The sequence below is a fragment of the Ornithinimicrobium avium genome (genome assembly GCF_003351765.1).
GTDB classification, from domain to species: domain Bacteria; phylum Actinomycetota; class Actinomycetes; order Actinomycetales; family Dermatophilaceae; genus Ornithinicoccus; species Ornithinicoccus avius.
On record NZ_CP031229.1, the window covers coordinates 1,368,059 to 1,385,885 of the forward strand.

General features: G+C 73.8%; 17 protein-coding genes. 5 read left to right on the forward strand and 12 right to left on the reverse strand.

Features of this window, described 5'->3' with window-relative positions; translation table 11 throughout:
* The first annotated feature begins 75 nt into the window (after positions 1 to 75).
* Both DV701_RS06200 and DV701_RS06205 read left to right on the forward strand, forming a co-directional pair.
* Positions 76 to 1,128: an aminotransferase class V-fold PLP-dependent enzyme gene (locus DV701_RS06200; RefSeq protein ID WP_202863651.1), complete on the forward strand. Its 1,053-nt coding sequence runs from the start codon at positions 76 to 78 to the stop codon at positions 1,126 to 1,128.
* Positions 1,129 to 1,143: 15 nt separating this feature from the next.
* Positions 1,144 to 1,977, forward strand: a complete 834-nt coding sequence (locus DV701_RS06205) for a CPBP family intramembrane glutamic endopeptidase (protein WP_162803123.1) — start codon at positions 1,144 to 1,146, stop codon at positions 1,975 to 1,977.
* 104 nt (positions 1,978 to 2,081) lie between these two features.
* Here the strand turns inward: DV701_RS06205 and DV701_RS06210 are convergent, their stop codons facing one another.
* Together DV701_RS06210 and DV701_RS06215 are read right to left on the reverse strand one after the other, a co-directional pair.
* Positions 2,082 to 2,768: an SPFH domain-containing protein gene (locus tag DV701_RS06210; protein WP_114927538.1), complete on the reverse strand. Its 687-nt coding sequence runs from the start codon at positions 2,766 to 2,768 to the stop codon at positions 2,082 to 2,084.
* Between the two features lie 396 nt (positions 2,769 to 3,164).
* A complete protein-coding gene (locus tag DV701_RS06215) occupies positions 3,165 to 5,342 on the reverse strand; it encodes a RecQ family ATP-dependent DNA helicase (protein ID WP_202863703.1) in 2,178 nt (725 codons plus the stop codon).
* Between the two features lie 131 nt (positions 5,343 to 5,473).
* Between DV701_RS06215 and DV701_RS06220 the strand changes: the two genes are divergently transcribed.
* The gene (locus DV701_RS06220; protein ID WP_114927540.1) at positions 5,474 to 6,016 is read left to right on the forward strand and encodes a hypothetical protein; all 543 of its coding nucleotides are present in this window, start codon (positions 5,474 to 5,476) and stop codon (positions 6,014 to 6,016) included.
* Positions 6,017 to 6,079: 63 nt separating this feature from the next.
* Here the strand turns inward: DV701_RS06220 and DV701_RS06225 are convergent, their stop codons facing one another.
* Positions 6,080 to 6,481, reverse strand: coding sequence for a LysM peptidoglycan-binding domain-containing protein (locus DV701_RS06225; RefSeq protein ID WP_162802847.1), 402 nt, complete (start codon positions 6,479 to 6,481; stop codon positions 6,080 to 6,082).
* A gap of 228 nt (positions 6,482 to 6,709) precedes the next feature.
* Here DV701_RS06225 and lexA point away from each other — a divergent pair, with 228 nt between their 5' ends.
* Positions 6,710 to 7,438, forward strand: coding sequence for a transcriptional repressor LexA (gene lexA, locus DV701_RS06230; protein ID WP_114927542.1), 729 nt, complete (start codon positions 6,710 to 6,712; stop codon positions 7,436 to 7,438).
* 124 nt (positions 7,439 to 7,562) lie between these two features.
* Here the strand turns inward: lexA and DV701_RS06235 are convergent, their stop codons facing one another.
* From DV701_RS06235 to DV701_RS06255, 5 genes are all read right to left on the reverse strand, one after another.
* A complete protein-coding gene (locus DV701_RS06235) occupies positions 7,563 to 7,895 on the reverse strand; it encodes a PRC-barrel domain-containing protein (RefSeq protein ID WP_114927543.1) in 333 nt (110 codons plus the stop codon).
* A 98-nt stretch (positions 7,896 to 7,993) separates the two neighbouring features.
* Entirely contained in the window at positions 7,994 to 8,494 is a 501-nt protein-coding gene (locus DV701_RS06240; RefSeq protein ID WP_162802848.1) for a PRC-barrel domain-containing protein, read from the reverse strand.
* A 67-nt stretch (positions 8,495 to 8,561) separates the two neighbouring features.
* On the reverse strand, positions 8,562 to 9,455 hold the full coding sequence (locus DV701_RS06245; RefSeq protein WP_114927545.1) for a Sir2 family NAD-dependent protein deacetylase: 894 nt from the start codon (positions 9,453 to 9,455) through the stop codon (positions 8,562 to 8,564).
* Positions 9,456 to 9,568: 113 nt separating this feature from the next.
* Positions 9,569 to 10,402, reverse strand: a complete 834-nt coding sequence (locus DV701_RS06250) for a universal stress protein (RefSeq protein WP_114927546.1) — start codon at positions 10,400 to 10,402, stop codon at positions 9,569 to 9,571.
* Positions 10,403 to 10,409: 7 nt separating this feature from the next.
* Positions 10,410 to 10,955 (reverse strand): hypothetical protein, encoded by a 546-nt coding sequence (locus DV701_RS06255; RefSeq protein ID WP_228255252.1) that lies wholly within the window; start codon positions 10,953 to 10,955, stop codon positions 10,410 to 10,412.
* A 196-nt stretch (positions 10,956 to 11,151) separates the two neighbouring features.
* Here DV701_RS06255 and DV701_RS06260 point away from each other — a divergent pair, with 196 nt between their 5' ends.
* The gene (locus DV701_RS06260; RefSeq protein ID WP_114927547.1) at positions 11,152 to 12,087 is read left to right on the forward strand and encodes a LysR family transcriptional regulator; all 936 of its coding nucleotides are present in this window, start codon (positions 11,152 to 11,154) and stop codon (positions 12,085 to 12,087) included.
* A gap of 108 nt (positions 12,088 to 12,195) precedes the next feature.
* On the opposite strand, the gene DV701_RS06265 is transcribed toward DV701_RS06260, so the two are convergent.
* The 4 genes from DV701_RS06265 to DV701_RS06280 all read right to left on the reverse strand — a co-directional run bounded on the left by DV701_RS06265 (position 12,196) and on the right by DV701_RS06280 (position 17,826).
* On the reverse strand, positions 12,196 to 12,876 hold the full coding sequence (locus DV701_RS06265; RefSeq protein WP_162802849.1) for an alpha/beta hydrolase: 681 nt from the start codon (positions 12,874 to 12,876) through the stop codon (positions 12,196 to 12,198).
* 322 nt (positions 12,877 to 13,198) lie between these two features.
* Positions 13,199 to 15,613, reverse strand: a complete 2,415-nt coding sequence (locus tag DV701_RS06270; protein WP_228255253.1) for a ComEC/Rec2 family competence protein — start codon at positions 15,611 to 15,613, stop codon at positions 13,199 to 13,201.
* Position 15,614: 1 nt separating this feature from the next.
* Positions 15,615 to 16,682, reverse strand: a complete 1,068-nt coding sequence (locus DV701_RS06275) for a helix-hairpin-helix domain-containing protein (RefSeq protein WP_114927549.1) — start codon at positions 16,680 to 16,682, stop codon at positions 15,615 to 15,617.
* A gap of 274 nt (positions 16,683 to 16,956) precedes the next feature.
* Positions 16,957 to 17,826, reverse strand: a complete 870-nt coding sequence (locus tag DV701_RS06280) for a DegV family protein (protein WP_114927550.1) — start codon at positions 17,824 to 17,826, stop codon at positions 16,957 to 16,959.
* Position 17,827: the final 1 nt, after the last annotated feature.

Here is a 17,827-nt window from a genome sequence, read left to right on the forward strand (position 1 = left end):
CCCCGCCGCGCCGGTGCACGGTCAAGGACAGCTGCCGCGGCACCGCTAGCGTGGGACCAGGAAGGAGGTGCGCAGGTGGCTGGAGCGGTGCGCGAGATCTACGGCGAGGAGTTCGAGGGGGCCAGGGGGTTCCTCAACTCGGCGACCTACGGGCTGCCGTCCCGGCGCCAGCTGGGCGTCCTCCGGGAGCGGCTGGCCCGCTGGGAGTCCGGCGAGATGTCGGGTGCGGAGTTCGACGAGCCGGTGGCGGCCTCGAGGGCCGCCTTCGCCAGCCTGGCCGGGGTCCCCGTCGCGACGGTGGCGATGGGCGGCAGCGTCTCCGCGCTCGTGGGCCTGGTTGCGGCGTCCGTGCCGGACGGCGCACGGGTCGCGACGCTGCCCGGCGAGTTCACCAGCGTCACGGCACCCTTCACCACCCAGGCGGCGCGCGGCGTCTCGGTCACCACGCTGGCGCCGGGCGACCTGGAGGCGAGGGCCGGCGAGTTCGACGTCGTCGCCGCCAGCCTCGTGCAGTCGGCCGACGGCCGGGTCCTGGACACCGGCCGGCTCCGCTCGGCGGTCCGCGACCGGGACACCCTCGTGCTGCTGGACGTCACGCAGGCGATGGGGTGGATGGACCTCGACGTGGCCTGGGCCGACGCCGTGGTCGGCGGCAGCTACAAGTGGTTGCTCGCGCCCCGTGGGGCGGCCTGGATGGCGCTCAGCGGGGCGCTGGCCGGGCAGACCGTGCCGCATGCGGCGGGCTGGTACTCCGGCCCGGACCCCTGGTCGCAGATCTACACCTTCCCCGCCCTGCTGGCGCCGGACGCCCGGCGGTTCGACACCTCGCCGGCGTGGTTCACCGTGCTCGGCGCCGCGGTCTCGATGCCGTGGCTGGCGGGGCTGGAGATGGCCGCGGTGGAGCAGCACTGCGTGGGACTGGCCAACCAGGTCCGGGCGGCGGCGGGGATGGAGCCGTCGAACTCCTCGATCGTCGCCCTCCACGCCCCCGGCCTGGCCGACCGGCTGGCCGGGCACGGCGTCCGTGCCGCGGTCCGGGCGGGCTCGGTGCGGGTGAGCTTCCACCTCTACACCACGCAGGAGGACGCGGACGCGCTCGTCGAGGTCCTGGACCGCCTCGCCGACTAGGCTCTCCGCGTGCCCCTGCCCGTCTCCGAGCCGAAGGCTCCGCCCGAGCAGACCGTCCCCCGGCCGACCGTGGCACGCGTGCTGCCGGCCGTCGGGGTGTCGGTGTCCGCCTTCCTGGTCTTCGGTCTCCAGGCGCGGTGGCAGGGTCTGGTGCTGCTGGTGCTCAGCGTGGTCGCCGCGCGCCTGGTGGCCAGGGCCCTGTGCCGCGACCTGCTGCTGGTCGGCCTGGGGATCGCGGTCGTCTCGACGACCTCGGTGGAGGCCGACATCAGCTGGCCGATGTTCTTCCGGCTCGGGTTCGTGCTGGCCGCGGCGGTGGCGGTGCCGGTCGCGGTGGACCGGCTGGTCTACCGGCGCCGCGCGATCCGCTTCCCGTGGGTGGCTGGAGACCGCTGGAGCCGCCTGCAGTGGGGTTACGTCGTGGCCGTGCCGGTGCTGGGCTGGCTGATCCTGCCGGTCTACTTCATCCGCTCCGGCGCCTACCAGAACTGGCCCGCGATCGGCACGGCCAGCGAGTACGGCCGCTTCTTCGTCGGCGTCAACGCGGTCGGGCTGTGGGACGAGCTGTTCTTCATCTGCGTGTGCTTCGTGCTGCTGCGGCGGCACTTCCCGGTCTGGCTGGCCAACCTGCTCCAGGCGACGATCTTCGTGTCGTTCCTGTGGGAGCTGGGCTACCGGGAGTGGGGCCCGCTGCTCACCGTCCCCTTCGCGCTGCTGCAGGGCTGGATCTTCACCCGCACCCGCTCGCTGGGGTATGTCGTGCTCATCCACCTGCTCTTCGACGCGATCGTCTTCCTCGCGATCGTCCACGCGCACGACCCCGCGGCCTTCCCGATCTTCCTCTACTGACCGACCACGCTGTCGCCGCTGACCGCGTGGTGGATCGGTGTCGCCCACGACGACACCGATCCACCACGGCCCATGCTGTCCCGGTCGACGCGGACCGCTCGCGCTCAGCCTGCCTCGGCCGGCGTGACGACGGGGGCCCGCTCGTCGTCCAGCCGGACGACGAGGGTGGTGCCGGGACGTGCCTCCTGCACCATGCGCAGCCGCGCCAGCGCCGGGTGCGCCTCCAGGACCTTGGCCGCGTTGGCCAGCGAGCGCAGGGACGCGTTCTCGGCGCGCGCCGCCTCCAGCCGCGCCATGCCCCGCGCCTTGGCCGTGGCCAGCTCGACCGCGGCAGCCCGCACCTCGGGCGGGAGGATCACGTCCTTGACGACGACCTCGCGCACGACGAGGCCGACCGGGCGGGCGGCGGCGTCGGCGGCCGCGGTGAGCTCGGTGACCGGCAGCGAGGCGCCGCGCCGCGTCAGCTCCTCCACGGTGAGCCCGCCGAGCGCCTCGCGCAGCGCGACCTGGGTGGCCAGGTAGACCAGCGCGTGCGGGTCGAAGGCCACCTCGTGGAAGGCCCGCGCGTCTCCGACCGCCAGGCGGACCGCGGAGGTCACGCGGACGGACAGGCCGTCGGCGGTGAGGATCTCCTGCGGGGCGACCGCCAGCAGCTGCTCACGCAGGTCGACCGCCACGTGCGTGGCGCGCAGCGGCACCGGGTGGCGGCCGGGCTCGAGGGCGCGGGCGAACTCCCCGCGGCGGTACTCCAGGGCGGTGGTGGAGGGGTGGACGAGAAGGTGTCGGAGCATGGTCGGTGCCTCCTTCCGGGGGCGGTCTTGGTGCGGTGGTGCAGGCTGCGGGTTCTGCAGGCTGCGGGTCGCCGGACGGTACCCGGGACCGACGCCCGTGGCTTCGCCGACCGGTCCGCGGGCCGGGCGGGGCCACGTCCTGTCAGGGAGTGGTCGCAGGGCCCAGCCTGCGGAGATCTCCGGTCGGCGCCGCCGGTAGGGAGTCGAACCCGTGCGCTGGAAGGCGCTTGCCAGATCGTGGAGTCCACGTCCTGTACGCGACCGGTGGCCAGGTGCGGGACAACGGTGCCGGGACGTGGTGCCGGCCGCGGCCGCGTGCCTCCGGGCGTCGGACCATGATGGCTCAGCGGCGGCTGGAGCGCCACGGGTTTTCCGCCAGGCCCTCCCGGGCGCCGGTCAGCCGTCGACAGCCAGCACCAGTGGGAGCACGGCCCCGGCCCCGGCGAGGCGCAGCGCGCGGGAGGCGATCGTCAGGGTCCAGCGCGAGTCCACGACGTCGTCGACCAGCAGGACCGGGCCGCGCGCCGAGGCCAGAGCTTCGCGCAGCTCGGGACCGACGGTGATGCGGTCCCACACGTTGGCCAGCCGGAACGCGCTGTTGCCGCCCGGCTCTCCCACCGGGCCGCCATCGGCGTAGTCCAGCCTGCCGAGCATCGGCAGCCGGCCGATCTGGCTGATCTGCTCGGCGAGGGAACTGACGACGGCCGGACGGCGGCGCGAGGGCATCGCCACCACGCCGACCGGGCGGGCCGCCCAGTCCCAGCCGGCCAGCACCTGCACCACGGCCCGCACGACCTCCGGCGGCACCGGCCGTCCGGGCTGCTCCGCCGCGTCCGGGTCCTCCGGGTCGACGACACGGGTGCCCTCGGCCAGGGCCGTGCGCAACCGCTGTCCCCAACCCAGGTCGGAGAGCCGGGCCAGGGCACGGCCGGGCTCGGCCTGTTCCTCCGCGGCGATCCGGCCCTTGACGTCGACGCCCAGCCTCGGCATGCCGGTCGGCCACTGCGCCCGGGGGTCGACCCGCACGCCGACACCGCCGAGCTGGGTCCGTGCCGCCCCGACCGCCTCGTCCGGGATCTCGGTCGGGTACCAGACCCCGGCGCAGTTGTCGCACCTCCCGCACGGGCTGGCCGTGGGGTCGTCGAGGGTCTCCTGGAGGAAGGCCATCCGGCACTTCGAGGTCTGCTGGTAGGCGACCATCAGCTCGGCCTCGCGCACGCGTGCGTCGGCCACCCGCTGGTAACGCTCACGGTCGTAGACCCAGGGCTGGCCGGTGCCGACCCACCCGCCCTGGACCTTGTCGACCGCGCCCTCGACGTCGAGCACCTTGAGCAGCAGCTCGAGCCTGGTGCGGCGCACGTCGACCATCGTCTCCAGCGCGGGCGTGGACAGCGGACGTCGCGCCTCGGCCAGGGCGGTCAGGACGGCGTCCGCCTGGTCCTGGCGGGGCATCGACACCGTCGCGAAGTAGGACCAGATGTCCCGGTCCTCCGAGCCGGGCAGGAGCAGCACGTCGGCGCGATCGGTGGCGCGACCGGCACGACCGACCTGCTGGTAGTAGGCCACCGGCGAGCTCGGCGCGCCCAGATGCACGACGAAGCCGAGGTCGGGCTTGTCGAAGCCCATGCCGAGGGCGCTGGTCGCCACGAGCGCCTTGACCTGGTTCTCCCTGAGCGCGGTCTCCAGACGTTCGCGCTCCTCGGGGTCGGTGCGCCCCGTGTAGGCCGCTACCTCGTGCCCCGCGGTCCGTAGCGCCTCGGCGACGTCCTCGGCGGCGGCCACCGTCAGGCAGTAGACGATGCCGCTGCCCGGCAGATCGGTCAGGTGGGCGACGATCCAGCCCAGCCGTTGCTCCGGGGTGAGCCGGGGCAGCACGCCCAGGCGCAGTGAGGCCCGCGCCAACGGACCACGGACGGTGCGCACGACCGCACCCCCGACGCCGAGCTGCTCGACGACGTCCTCGACGACCCGCTCGTTGGCGGTGGCCGTCGTCGCCAGGACCGGCGTGCCCTCCGGGAGCGCGTCGAGGAGGGTCCGGATACGCCGGTAGTCCGGACGGAAGTCGTGACCCCAGTCGCTGATGCAGTGCGCCTCGTCGACGACCAGAAGCCCGCAGCGGGCCGCGAGGTCGGGCAGCTGCTCCTCGCGGAAGCGCGGGTTGTTGAGCCGCTCCGGACTGACCAGGAGGACGTCGACCTCGTCGGCCGCCAGGGCCGCCCGCACGGTGTCCCACTCGGTGGCGTTGGCCGAGTTCATCGTCACCGCCCGGACGCCGGCCCGGGCGGCCGCGGCGATCTGGTCGCGCATCAGGGCCAGCAGGGGGGAGACGATGATCGTGGGTCCGGCGTGCTGGGCCCGCCGCAACGCGGTCGCCACGAAGTAGACCGCGGACTTGCCCCACCCGGTGCGCTGCACGACGAGCACCCGCGAGCGCTCCTGCACCAGGGCGAGCACGGCGTCGAGCTGCCCGTCCCGGAACTGCGCACCGGGGCTGCCGACCAGGCGGCGCAACGCGTCGTGGGCCGTGGCCACCAGCGTCTCGTCGGGGGTGCCGACACCCGCTCCCTCGACCATGGTGGCTCCTGCCGGGTCCTCGCTGCGCGTCATGCCCCGACCGTAACCGCCTCCTCCGACAACCACGTCGGCACATCCACAGGCGCGCGCCGGGATTGGGTCTGGCGCTGCGGGTGTGGTGCCATGGAATCATGACCGAGCCCACCTCGATGCCCTTCCAGGACGACGCACGCCGCGACGGGGCACCTCAGGACGACCCCGGCGTGGCGCCCGAGGAGTCTCTACCCTCCGGCCTGCTCCCCCCGGCCGAGACCGAGACCGACCTGCTCGCCGCACGCGTCGAGGGGCCCGAGGACCACGAGGGGATGACCGCGCTGTGGCGGGCCACGATGGGCCTGCCCAGCTGGTGGTTCATCGCGGTCGGCGAGGAAGGGCTCGAGTCGCCGGCGGCTGCCGAGATCGACGACCAGCTGATGCTGCTGACCTTCACCAACGCCGAGCGGGCCCGGCACTTCGCGGTGCAGAACGGCATGATCCGCGCGGACGAGGACATGCGGGCGATCTCGCTGGAGCCGCAGGAAGTCGTGAGCTCCGCCGACGTCTACCTCTCGGCCGAGATCGCCGGGCTCATGTTCGACCCGCACCTGACCGGCTACTTCATCTCCACCGAGCAGCTGCCGGTGGTGTGGCAGGCCATTTCCGCCGGCGAGGAGCAGGGCAGCGAACCGGGCTGAGCGGACCGGACCGCGGCTCTGCGAGCCGGCGGCAGCCGCATCAGAGAGCGGCCGCCTGCCGCGTCAGCGGCCGGGGATCACGAGGGTCTGGCCCGCTGCGATGTCGGTCGTGCTCAGCCGGTTGGCGCGCTGGATGTCGGTGACGGCCTGGCTCAGCGGAACCTCGGGCAGCTGCTCCGCGGCGAGCTGCGAGAGGGTCATCCCCGGCTCCACGGTCACGGCACTGCTGGCACCGGCTGGTCCCAGCGCGCTGACGAGGGAGGCCACGGCCAGGACCAGGACGAGCACGACGGTGCTGGTCAGGGTCAGCCGTCCGCGCCGGGTGATGCGCAGAGGATCCGTCGTCCCGGCGACCCGCTCGTGCGGAGCGACGACGCGCAGGTGGCCACCCCGACGCCGGGAGGCCGGGACGCCGAACGGCTCGGCACCGGCGACGGGGAACAGGTCGACGACTGCTGTGCTCATGGTGGTCCTCCTCGTGGTCATCAGACGCGTGTGCGATAGCACGTCTGTCCTATGTCTAGCACGAGTGTCCGGCTTTGTCGACACGCCGATCGAACAGATGTTTGCTCGATCCCTCCGTGCGCCGTACGCTGTGTGCATGTCAGGAACTCAATCAGCGACCACTGACAAACCCTCTGACCTGGCCTGACGGTCAGGACCTGGCAGCCGGAGGAGACGGGGAAGAAGGACATGGCAACGATCCACGAGATGCCCGACCGCGACGGGGGCGCCAAGCTCACCAACCGTCAGCAGCGCGTGCTGGCGGTCATCCGCGACTCGGTCGACGCCAGGGGCTACCCGCCCAGCCTGCGCGAGATCGGCGAGGCGGTGGGCCTGACCTCACCCAGCTCGGTCGCCCACCAGCTCAAGATGCTCGAGCGCAAGGGCTTCCTGCGCCGCGACCCCCACCGCCCCCGGGCGATCGAGGTCGTCGTGCCCGGGTCCGGCGACGGCGTGGGCTACCGGCGCGCCACCGCGGGCTCGCAGCGCAATGAGCCGGCTGCGGACGCCTACGACGAGACGGGCATCGGCGACGCCCGTCCCGAGGCGTCCTACGTCCCCGTCGTCGGGCGGATCGCCGCCGGCGGGCCGATCCTGGCCGAGGAGGCCATCGAGGACGTCTTCCCGCTGCCCCGCCAGATCGTCGGCGAGGGCGAGCTCTTCCTGCTCAAGGTCGTGGGCGACTCGATGGTCGACGCGGCGATCTGCGACGGCGACTGGGTCGTGGTGCGCCGACAGCCCACTGCGGTCAACGGCGACATCGTCGCCGCGATGCTCGACAACGAGGCGACGGTCAAGACCTACAAGAAGAGCAAGGAGAAGGTCTGGCTCATGCCGCACAACCCGGCCTACGAGCCGATCGACGGCGACCACGCCGTCGTGCTGGGCAAGGTCACCGCCGTCCTGCGACGCGTCTGACCGGACCGACGAGCCTCGTCCGACGCCGGCTGCCACGTGCGTCGGGCGACCCCGCAGCGCCGCCCCACTCGACCGGGGCGGCGTTGTGCTGCCCGGGTGTGCGGCGTCCGCTGTGCGGACCGGCTCAGGCGGAGGGCGCCGGACCGTCGTCGACGACGTAGTACTCGAACAGGTCCTGCTCGTCGTCCTCGGACAGGTGCCCGTCGCACGGGATGTCGGGGGCGCCCTTGATCATCGCGGTGCTGTAGGGCACCCGGATCTGGGTGTGGACGATCTCGGCGGTGCTCAGCGGGACGAAGACCCGTCGGCCGCCGAACCACCCGGTCCGCACCGTGACCCAGGCAGGTTCGCCAGTCTTGTTGTCCAGGTAGACCTGGCCCATCGTGCCGACCTTCTCGCCGCCCTGGTCCACCACCTCGGCGTCGTACAGGGCGTTGAGCTGCTCCTGCGAGATCACGTCATCCTCCTGGTTCCTCGGCCGCCGCTCGCGAGACGGCCAAGGATGAGCAGACCACACCTGAGGGCCAGGTGCCAATTCCGTCCCGGCGCCGCGGGTCAGGGACGCTCGTGGCGCCGCAGCACGGGCCGCTCCGCGAGTTCGTCGGGGTCGCCGCGCAGGATGTTGAGCGGGGCGCCGGTCACAGCCTGCTCGGGGGTCAGCGTCCCGTCGCCGACGACGTCCGAGCCCTCCTCGCGCCATACCCCGGGGCCGTCCCCGCCGAGCGGAGCGTCCGCGCTCTCCTCGCCCTCCTCCAGCGCGTAGTAGCGCCGCAGCTCGGCGACCAGCTCGGGCCCGAGGTGCTCGTCAGGCTCGACGGTGGGCGCCTCGCGCACCTCCTCGCCGGAGACCGACACGCGCAGACCTTCCTCGGTGCGCTCGGCGCCGGAGAGCGGCACGGGGTGCTCACGGTGGCCGAACCACCCGGTGTGCACCGCGATCCAGGCCGGCCGACCAGTCCGATCGTCCAGGTAGACCTGGCGCACCGGTCCCAGCCGGTCGCCGTCGACGCTGCGCACCTCGAGGTCGTAGAGGCCGTCGATCTCTTCCTGCGTCACGTCCACGTCGCTCCTCCAGCCTTCCGGGCGCGCCGGGGGGCGCGCTGCTCCCCTCATCGCACCACGCTCAGCGCGTTGCCGCACCCTCAGCACCGCCGGTATCGACGAGGTCCTCGACCAGGCGGGGCAGGACGTCGTCGAGCAGAGCGTCCAGCTGCACGGTCGCCTCGGCGTCGCCGCGCGTCCGGCCGCGCGTCACCACGCCCACGGGTATGCCGTCACGCGCGGCCCTGCGCACGAACCGGTAACCACTCATCACCTGCAGGGATGAGCCGAGCACCAGGAGCATGTCCGCCCGGCCGGTCACCTCGAACGCCTCCTCGACGACCTCCCGCGGCACCGACCCGCCGAAGAAGACGACGTCCGGCTTGAGCCGGTCGTGCCCGCAGACCAGGCACCGGGGCGCGCGGAAGGTGCGGACGAGGTCCTCGGGCAGGACCACGTCGCCGTCGGGTCGCACCTCGGCGACGGTCCCCGGGTCGAAGTCGGGGTTGGCCACTGCCAGCCACGCGTGCACCTGCTCGCGGTCGTAGGTCTCCCCGCAGTCGAGGCAGACCACCCGGCCGAGGTTGCCGTGCAGCTCGACGACACCGGTGGCGCCGGCGCGCTGGTGCAGCCCGTCGACGTTCTGGGTGATGATGCCCGTGACGAGCCCGGCGGCCTGCAGGTCGGCGACCGAGACGTGGGCGGCGTTGGGCCGGGCCGCGTCGAAGCGCTCCCACCCGGTGTAGGCGCGCGCCCAGTAGCGCTGCCGACCCTGCGCGGAGCCGGCGAACTCTGCGTGCTGCATCGGCTGGACCCGACGCAGGCCGTCGGGTCCGCGGTAGTCCGGGATCCCCGAGGCGGTCGACATGCCCGCGCCGCTGAGCACCACGACCCCGCCGTCGGCGAGCAGGTCGCGCAGCACGGCATACCGATGCTCGTCCACCGCGGTGCGGGGCGGGAGATGGTCGGTTTCCATCCCCCCATCATCCACGCCCGGCCGCCACGGCGCCCCCACGCCCGACCCCGCAGGCACGGTGCCGACGTGCGGAAGGGCCGCCGGGATGCTCCCGACGGCCCTTCCTTCCGCCCTCACAGGACCAAGACCGGGCACTCAGCGTGCTCCACGACCGCGGCCGCGGTGGCCCCACGAGGGACCATGAGCACCTCGGCGCCGGAGGCCTGGTCGAGCAGCGCCGCCACCGGGTGACGGTCGGTGGCCAACGCCACCATCTCCAGACCGGGGTATGCCGCGCGCCACGGTCGCAGCGCCTCCTCCAGACCGCTCTCGGCCCGGTCGGCGTGCTCGGACCAGACCTGCGGGATGGTCCTGCCGATCATCGCCTCGTCGGCCGGGACCGACCAGGTGGCGACCGCCACGAGCGGACGACCCAGGCGGACCGCCCTGGCTGTCGCCGCGGCCAGTGCCCTGTCGGAGACCGCCTCGACGACCACGGGTGCGGCCGGCTCGAGCGTTCCCGGGTCCCAGCCGCTGGGGACGATCACCGTGACCGGGCCGTCCGTCTCGTGAGCCAGCCGACGGGCGGTGGACCCCAGGGTCATCTCCCGGAACCCGCCGGCCCCGCGCCGACCCACGACGAGCATCGGCTCGGCGCCGACGCCCTCGTCCTGCGCGTCCCGGACCTGTTCGCGGGCCGTGCGGACCAGACCGGCCGCCGGGCCCGACGCGCCGGCGACCCGGGCGACCACCTGCAGGTCCTTGTCGACCTGCAGGGCACCAGCTGTGGCGCGTTCCAGCGTGGCCCGCGCCGCCGCTCCTCCTACGCCTCCGTCGTCGTGCACCAGCACCAGCGTGGCTGAGGATGACAGCGCCTCCGCGGCCGCCCAGGCGACCGCGGAGGCGTTGTGCGCCGATCCGTCCACGCCGACCAGCACCGACCCGGAGGCCTGCACCGTGGCGCTCACGGCGGGCTCAGCGCAGCCAGGCCGGGGCGATGCGGGCCCACCAGGACCCCATGCCCAGGTAGGACCATGCCGCGGGGATGGTGGCGATGACCACGAGGACGAGCGCTCCGGTGAGGTGGTCGTCGAGGAACGGGTTCGTGACCGTCGGCAGGGAAGCCCCGTACATGAACACGTACATCAGCACTCCGGCCAGCGCACCGATCCGGGCGCCCGCACCCAGGATCAGCGTCAGGCCGATCCCCAGCAGGCCAGCCATGAACAGGAAGTCGACGAGTCCGCTGCCGGCCATCCCGTGGTAGAAGGACGCGAGCGGACCCTCGACGCCGGACAGGTAGCCGGTGGTGGGAGAGCCGCCGTTGACGACCGCGCGCTCCGCCGGGGTGGCGAAGCCGAAACCGAACAGCTTGTCGACGAAGGCCCACAGGAAGGTGAACCCGAAGGCGATCCGCAGGACCCCCAGGGCGTAGCCACCCGCGGTCGGTAGAATGTGGTGGTCCTCGTGCGCGACGGTGTCGAGCGTGGGGTCCACGCGGTACTCGGAACGTGTGGTCATCTGAACCATCTCCTTGTCAGTGTTCCTGTTGTTGCTGATACCAGCCTCTCAACTTCCGACGCACCGTAGTAGAGGAGGAGGTCCGGACCTGGGAGGGACCTTGGTCCCGCTCTCGGGGGGACTCTCCCGCCGTGCGCGACGACGCGCTCCCCCTGTGCAGGGACCTCCTCGCGGGCCGACCGGTTAGGCTCGCGGCATGCTCGATGCTGCAGGGCTGCGCGTGATGAGGGCGATCGCCGAGGAGGGCACCTTCACGGCCGCCGCCACCTCGCTGGGCTACACCCAGCCCGCGGTGAGCCAGATGGTGCGCCGGCTTGAAGAGCGCACCGGCACCGTGCTGGTCGAGCGCGCCGGGCGCACGGTGCGGCTCACCGAGGCCGGCCGTGTCCTGGCCAGGCACGCGGTCGGCATCCTCGACGCGCTCGAGCGCGCCGAGACCGAGGTCTCGGCGATCGCCGGCCTGCAGCAGGGCGTGGTGCGCCTGATGGCCTTCCCCTCCTCCTCCGCCGTCCTGGTGCCGCGCGCGCTGGCCGAGCTGCGCGCCGCGCACCCGCGGATCACGGTGAAGTTCGCCGAGGCGGAGCCGCCGCAGTCCCTGGCCGCGCTGCGCAGCGGCGAGGTCGACCTGGCGGTGGCGTTCTCCTACGAGGGCACCGACCCGGGCCGGGGCGTGGACGACCTCGCCGGTCTGGAGGTCATCGACGTGCTCACCGACCCCGTGATGCTCGTCCTGCCCAAGGACCACCGGCTGGCCGCGCAGGAGGAGGTGGACCTGGCCGACCTGTCCGGCGACCCGTGGATCGCCGGCTGCACACGCTGCCGGGGGCACCTGCTCTCGCTCGCCCACGGGGCCGGCTTCGAGCCTGACGTCACCTTCGAGACCGAGGACTACGTGGCGGTTCTCGGCCTGATCGCCGCAGGTCTGGGCGTCGCGCTCGCGCCCCGCCTCATCCTCAACTCGGTGTCCCACCCCGACGTCGTCGTGCGTCCGGTCGTCCCTCCCTCGCGCCGCGTGGTCCAGCTCGTCACCACCCCCGACCTGATCCGGGTGCCGTCGGTCGCCGTGACGGTCGAGGCGCTGCAGCGCAGCGCCGCCGAGCTGGAGGCGGCGACCCCGGTGACCGTGGTCTGATCGGCGGCGCACGACCTCTCCGCCCAGGGGGCTCGCCTCTCCCGCCGGACCACGAACAGCCCGGTGTCGTCCGCCCGGCGCGTCAGTCGGCCAGGAGGACCCTGAGTATCAGCCCCTGGCCCGGAACGACTGGTCGTAGAAGTCCAGGTACTCCATCAGGTGGGCGCTCCAGTAGCTCTCCACGTGTTTGCCCTCGGGCATCTCGAAGCGGACGTCCCCACCGAGCGCGCGCAACTCCTTGTCCAGTACCACGGATCCGTTCCTCAGGGAGTCGCCGGCTCCGACGTCGAGCCAGACGCGCTCGCCACCCGCCTTGAGCTTGGCGGCCAACGGGGCCGTGTCGAACACAGCGGGGCTGTGACCCCCGACGGCGGTGAACAACGTCGGTCTCTTCGCGGCGATGCTGAGCGCGAGCCCACCACCCAGCGAGATGCCGCCCACCGCCCTTCCGGAGCGCTCGGCGATGGTGCGGAACGAGCCGTCCACGCGGGGAACGAGTTCGTCAGTGAGGAAGGTGGTGAACGTCACGCCGTCCCTCCCCGGCGAGAAGGTGACCCCTCCGTCCGGCATGACGACGATCATGGGCGAAACCTTCCCCTGCTCGATGGCCTCGTCCGCCGCGCCCACGATCCCCACCGCGAGCCAGTAGGCGTCGTCGTGTCCGGAGCCGTGGAGCAGGTACACCACCGGGTATCTGGAGGCCGTGTCCGTGGCGTAGCAGGGCAGGAGGTAGACCTGGTAGTCGCCGAAGGCTCCCTGACTGGAGTCGTCGAAGGTGACGTGCTCCACGGTCCCCGGGCTCGAGCACTGCGCGGAAGGACCGGTCGTCGCAGCGGAGGAGGACGGTGCACCAACGCCGCCGGGCGAGCCTGCGCACGCCGCTGTCATCAGAATTGCCACCATGGACGCCGCCGCAATACTGCGGCGGGCGGTCCGCCTGGTTCTCATGCACCAAGGGTGAGCGCGTCAGGCTGTGGGGATGCTGAGTGAACGGTGATGGCGACGACGCCGACGAGCGCCTCCGGCACACCGCTGCCACTGCCCGCCCCCGAGACGGGGTCGGCCCCTCGGGCGAGGCTGGCGAGGGCCACGGCCAGCGGCGGTGGGCGGCTCACCTCTCGCGCCGGACCACGAACAACCCGGTGGCGTCCCGGCCGACCGCGAGGTCCCCGTCGAGGTCGGTGCGCAGGACGAGCGCCCCTGAACGCCGCAGCAGCTCCAGCGTGCGCGGCGCGGGATGCCCGAAGGTGTTGTCCGCCCCGACGCCGATGAGCGCCACCTCCGCCCGGGCGCCGTCCACGAGGTCGGCGTCCTGGGCGGCCGACCCGTGATGGGCCACCTTGAGCACGTCGTAGTCGCGTCCCGCCACCGCCTGCCGCACCGCCCGCGCGGCCTCCGGTTCGATGTCGCCGGTGAGCAGGACCCGCGTGCCGCCCACGGTCACGTCGAGCACCAGGCTGGCGTTGTTGGCCGCGGAGCCACCGACCACCGGCCGTACCCCGGGCGAGACGACCTCGACCGTGGCCGCGCCGACCTGGAGACGATCGCCGGCACGCGCCACCACCGTCGGCACCCCGGCGGCCGTGAGCTGCGCGAGGGTCGCGGCGGCCTCGTGCGGCGGGTCGCGCACGGAGGTCAGGTAGGCGGTGCCCACCGCTGCCTCGTCCAGCACCCCCTCCAGCCCGCCGACGTGGTCGGCGTGGAAGTGGCTGAGGAAGAGTGCCGGGACCTGGTCGACGCCGAGGTCGCGCAGGCAGCGCGCGACCGGGTCGGGGTCCGGACCGGTGTCGACCACGAGGACCGAGCCGGGCCCGGTGCGCAGCACGAACGCGTCGCCCTGGCCCACGTCGCAGCCCACGACGACCCAGCCGGGCGGGGGCCAGCCGCCCAGGGTGGGTGCCGGCCACAGCAGCCCGGCCAGGGCACCGAGGGCGCCGAGGGCCAGCGCCGGCCGGCGGCGCAGCAGCTCGCGCCACCACGGTCCGGTCGTCAGGGCAGCGAGGGTCACAGTCGCCAGCAGCAGCGCGCCCGGACCGCCCTCGACCCAGCCGAGCGTCCCCCAGGGCAGGTCTGCGCCGGCGTGGGCGACGAGGGCGAGGAGCCAGGCGGGCAGGGCGGCCAGCCAGGCCACCGCGCCAGCCAGCGTCACCGACAGCGGCGAGACGACCGCGGCCACGACGCCGAGCACGGTGGTGGGTGCCACCAGCGGAGCGGCCAGCAGGTTGGCGGGCACGGCGACGAGGGTGATGCTGCCCTGGAGCATGACGATGACCGGCGCGCAGGCGACCTGAGCGGCCAGAGGCACGGACACCGCGTCGCCGAGAAGGGAGACGCGCCCCGGCAGGCGGGCGGCGATGGCGTCCCCCCACGGGCGCGACCAGACGACCAGACCAAGGGTGGCCAGGGTGGACAGCGCGAAGCCGTAGGAGCGGGCCAGCCACGGGTCGAGGCACAGCAGGCCCAGGATGGCCGCCGCCAGCGCGGGCAGGCTGTCCCGGCGGCGGGCCGAGGACAGAGCGAGCAGCCCCACCGTGCCCATGACTCCTGCCCTCAGGACCGACGGCTCGGGACGGCAGAGCAGGACGAAGCCACCCAGCGCCAGCAGGACGAGAGGCGTCCGCCAGCGCCGTCCCACCCCGAGCCGGGCCACCAGCACGGCGACCGCGCCGGTGACGAGGGCGACGTTGCTGCCGCTGACGGCCGAAAGGTGAGTCAGCCCCGTGGCCCGCATGTCCTCCGTGAGCTCCTCCGGCGTCAACGAGGTGTCGCCGATGACGAGGCCGGGGACGAGGCCACGTGGGTCCGAAGGCAGCGGCGACACCGCGATGCGGAACCGGTCCCGCACGTGGTCCGCCGCGCGCAGCACCACGCCTGGTCGCTCCTGCATGACCGGCGCGCCACGCGGCACGAGGAGGGCCACCGCCCGGTCACCCGGCTCGGTGGGCCGCAGCCGGCCGTCGGCGCGCACCGTGCTGTGCCACCGCAGGTCCTGCCATCCCTCCTGCGCCGTCGCCATCACCACCACCGGGGCGGCGCTGCGCACGGTCCGGCCGCGGGCGCTCACCTCGCGCAGCCGCAGCTCGACGACGACCAGCTGCTTGCGCTCGTCCCCGCGGGTGATCAGGCGCGGCTCCGTCGTGACCGTGGCGACGACGGTGGCTGTCGCTCCCTCCTCCGCCCAGCCGGTCACCGGCCCGGACCGGTCCCGCGCCACGTGGCCCGCGCCCGCCAGGCAGACCAGCGCGACGGTGGCGAGGCCGCCGGCCAGCTGGGCTCGCCAGACGCCCCTGCGGCAGCCATGGAGCCGAGCTAGCGCCCCGGCCGCGGCTCCCGCGCCGACGAGGCCGAGGACCCAGGCCGGTGCTGGCACCAGGGCCGCCAGCACCGCCCACGCCAGGAGCGCCGGGAGCAGCAGCCGAAGGTCGAGCTTCCGCTCTTCGGTGGAACTCTGCCCGGTGGTCACCTCCCCGGTGGTCACCTCCCCCACCGTCGCCTCCCCGGCCGCCGGCCTCGCTGTGACTCCCACGCTAACCACCGACCGTCACGTAAGGCTCGAGCTGGGTGAGGGTCTTCTCGCCGATGCCGCTGACCTCGAGCAGCTCGTCGACGCGGGAGAAACGACCGTGCTCGTCCCGCCACGCCAGGATGTGTCCCGCCGTCACCGGACCGACCCCAGGCAGCTCCTCGAGGGCCGCCTGGGTGGCCGTGTTGAGGTCGATCGGGACCGGGCCGGCCGCGTCCGCGGCGGGGCCACCGCCAGCGGGACCACCGCCCCGGCCACCAGGAACACCCGGGGACACCCACCCGGCCGGCGGCTCCTCGCCAGGCCGGCCCACCCACAGCTGCTCGCCGTCCACCAGGGGCCGGGCGAGGTTCACCGACGACTGGTCCGCGCCGTCGGTCAGCCCACCTGCCGCCCGCACCCCGTCCACGACCCTCGAGCCCGCCGGAAGCTCGACGACCCCTGGCTTCCCGACCTGCCCGGTGACGTGAACCACCAGGACAGCGGCCGGCTCACCGGCGGTGTCGGCACCCCCGCCCTCCTTCCCACCCTCCTCGGCGGGCGCGGCCGCGTCCGCGGTGCCGTCCTTCGCGAAACCTGCGGTGTCCGCCGCCTCGTCCGGACCAGCCTGCCCCGGCGCACCACCGCCCTGCCCGACCTCGAGCTCGGCCACGCGGTCGACGCCCGACGCCTGAGCCGGGCGCTGCGACCAGAGCCAACGGCCGCCGAGCACGAGCACGGCCACGGCGGCCAGCACCAGCAGCCCACGCACGGCCCGCGACCCGACGGCGAGCTGCGCAGACCGCAGCGCCGCGGGCACGCTGAGCAGCGGGACGCGGGAGGACGGGGCAGCCACCCGCCGGTGGCGCCCGCCCGGCAGGACTCCGTCGTCCGGATCCAGATGTTCCCAGTCGTCATGCGGGTCCAGCAGGTTCCAGCCGTCGTCCTGGTCGAGCGGTCTCCTGCCCTCGCCCTCGTCATGGGTCTGTCCGTCCCGGGGCGTGCCCGCAGCGCCCGCCGCGTCGTCACCGGTCTCCTGCAGGAGCCGGGCGAGGCGGTCGGACGGCGGGAGGCTCGGCCGACGGGAAACCATGAGACACCCGACGCTAGGGACGTAGCGGCCCGCCTCCCAGGGCCGCGGGTCATCCTGTGGACGGCGTCCGGTCGCAGGTGGGGCTGTGGGCAGCGAGACCACGCCGACGTCGTGTGGAGGGACACCGTCTCCGCGCGGGTTGCTCCTGCACACGCGAAGAGCCGTCCCCCTCTCGAGGATGCCCGAAGCGCTACGCGAGCTGACCGCGGGCCGACCGTGTCGCCGGTCGCAGGCTCCTCGCGGTCGCCCGGCCGCGCACGGTCGTCGCGCGGCGCTACTCCTGCGGCTGGGGCGCCACCGCCACGCCGAGGGTGCCGGGGCCGGTGTGCACGCTGACGACGGGGTCCAGCTCGGTCAGGTCGGCCACGACGCCGGTGCGCTCCTGCAGGGTGGCGGCCAGCTGCTCGGCCGCCTCCTCGGCCGCCAGCTGGTGCACGGCCACCCGGACCGCCAGCCCGTCACCGCGCGCCTCGTCGACCGCGGCGGCGACGTGGTCGACGAGGCGGGCGAGTGCCTTGGCCCTGGTGCGGACCCGGTCGGAGGGGTGCACCTCGCCGTCGCGCAGCGTCAGCAGCGGCTTGATCGCCAGGGCCGACCCGACCAGTGCCGCGGCGCGGCCGATCCGCCCGCCCCGGCGCAGGTGCTCGAGAGTGTCGACGTAGAACCAGGTGCTGCTCGCCGCTGCGTGCCGGCGCACCAGGTCCGCGACCCTGGCGGCGGGGGCGCCCCCGGCGGCGGCCCGGGCGCCGGCGCACACGGCATACCCCATGCCCATGCCGAGCACGCGGGAGTCGACGACCTCGACCGCCAGCTCCCCGGACAGCTCCTCGCGCGCCGACTCGGCTGCCTCGACGGTGCCGCTGACCGCCGCCGAGAGGTGCACCGAGACGATCTCCTCGCACCCGGTGCGCCCGGCCAGGTCGCGGTAGGCCTCGACGAACTCCCCGGGCGACGGACGCGAGGTGGAGACGCGTTCCTTGCCGCGCGCGAGGATGTCGGCGACCTCGCCCGGGCTGGTCTCCCGGGCTCGCACGGTGCCGCGGCCGCTGACGGTGACGTGCAGCGGGACGACCGTCACCCCGGCCTCCTCCGCCAGGTCGGCGGGCAGGCAGGCCGTGGTGTCGGTCACCAGCTGGGTGGTCATC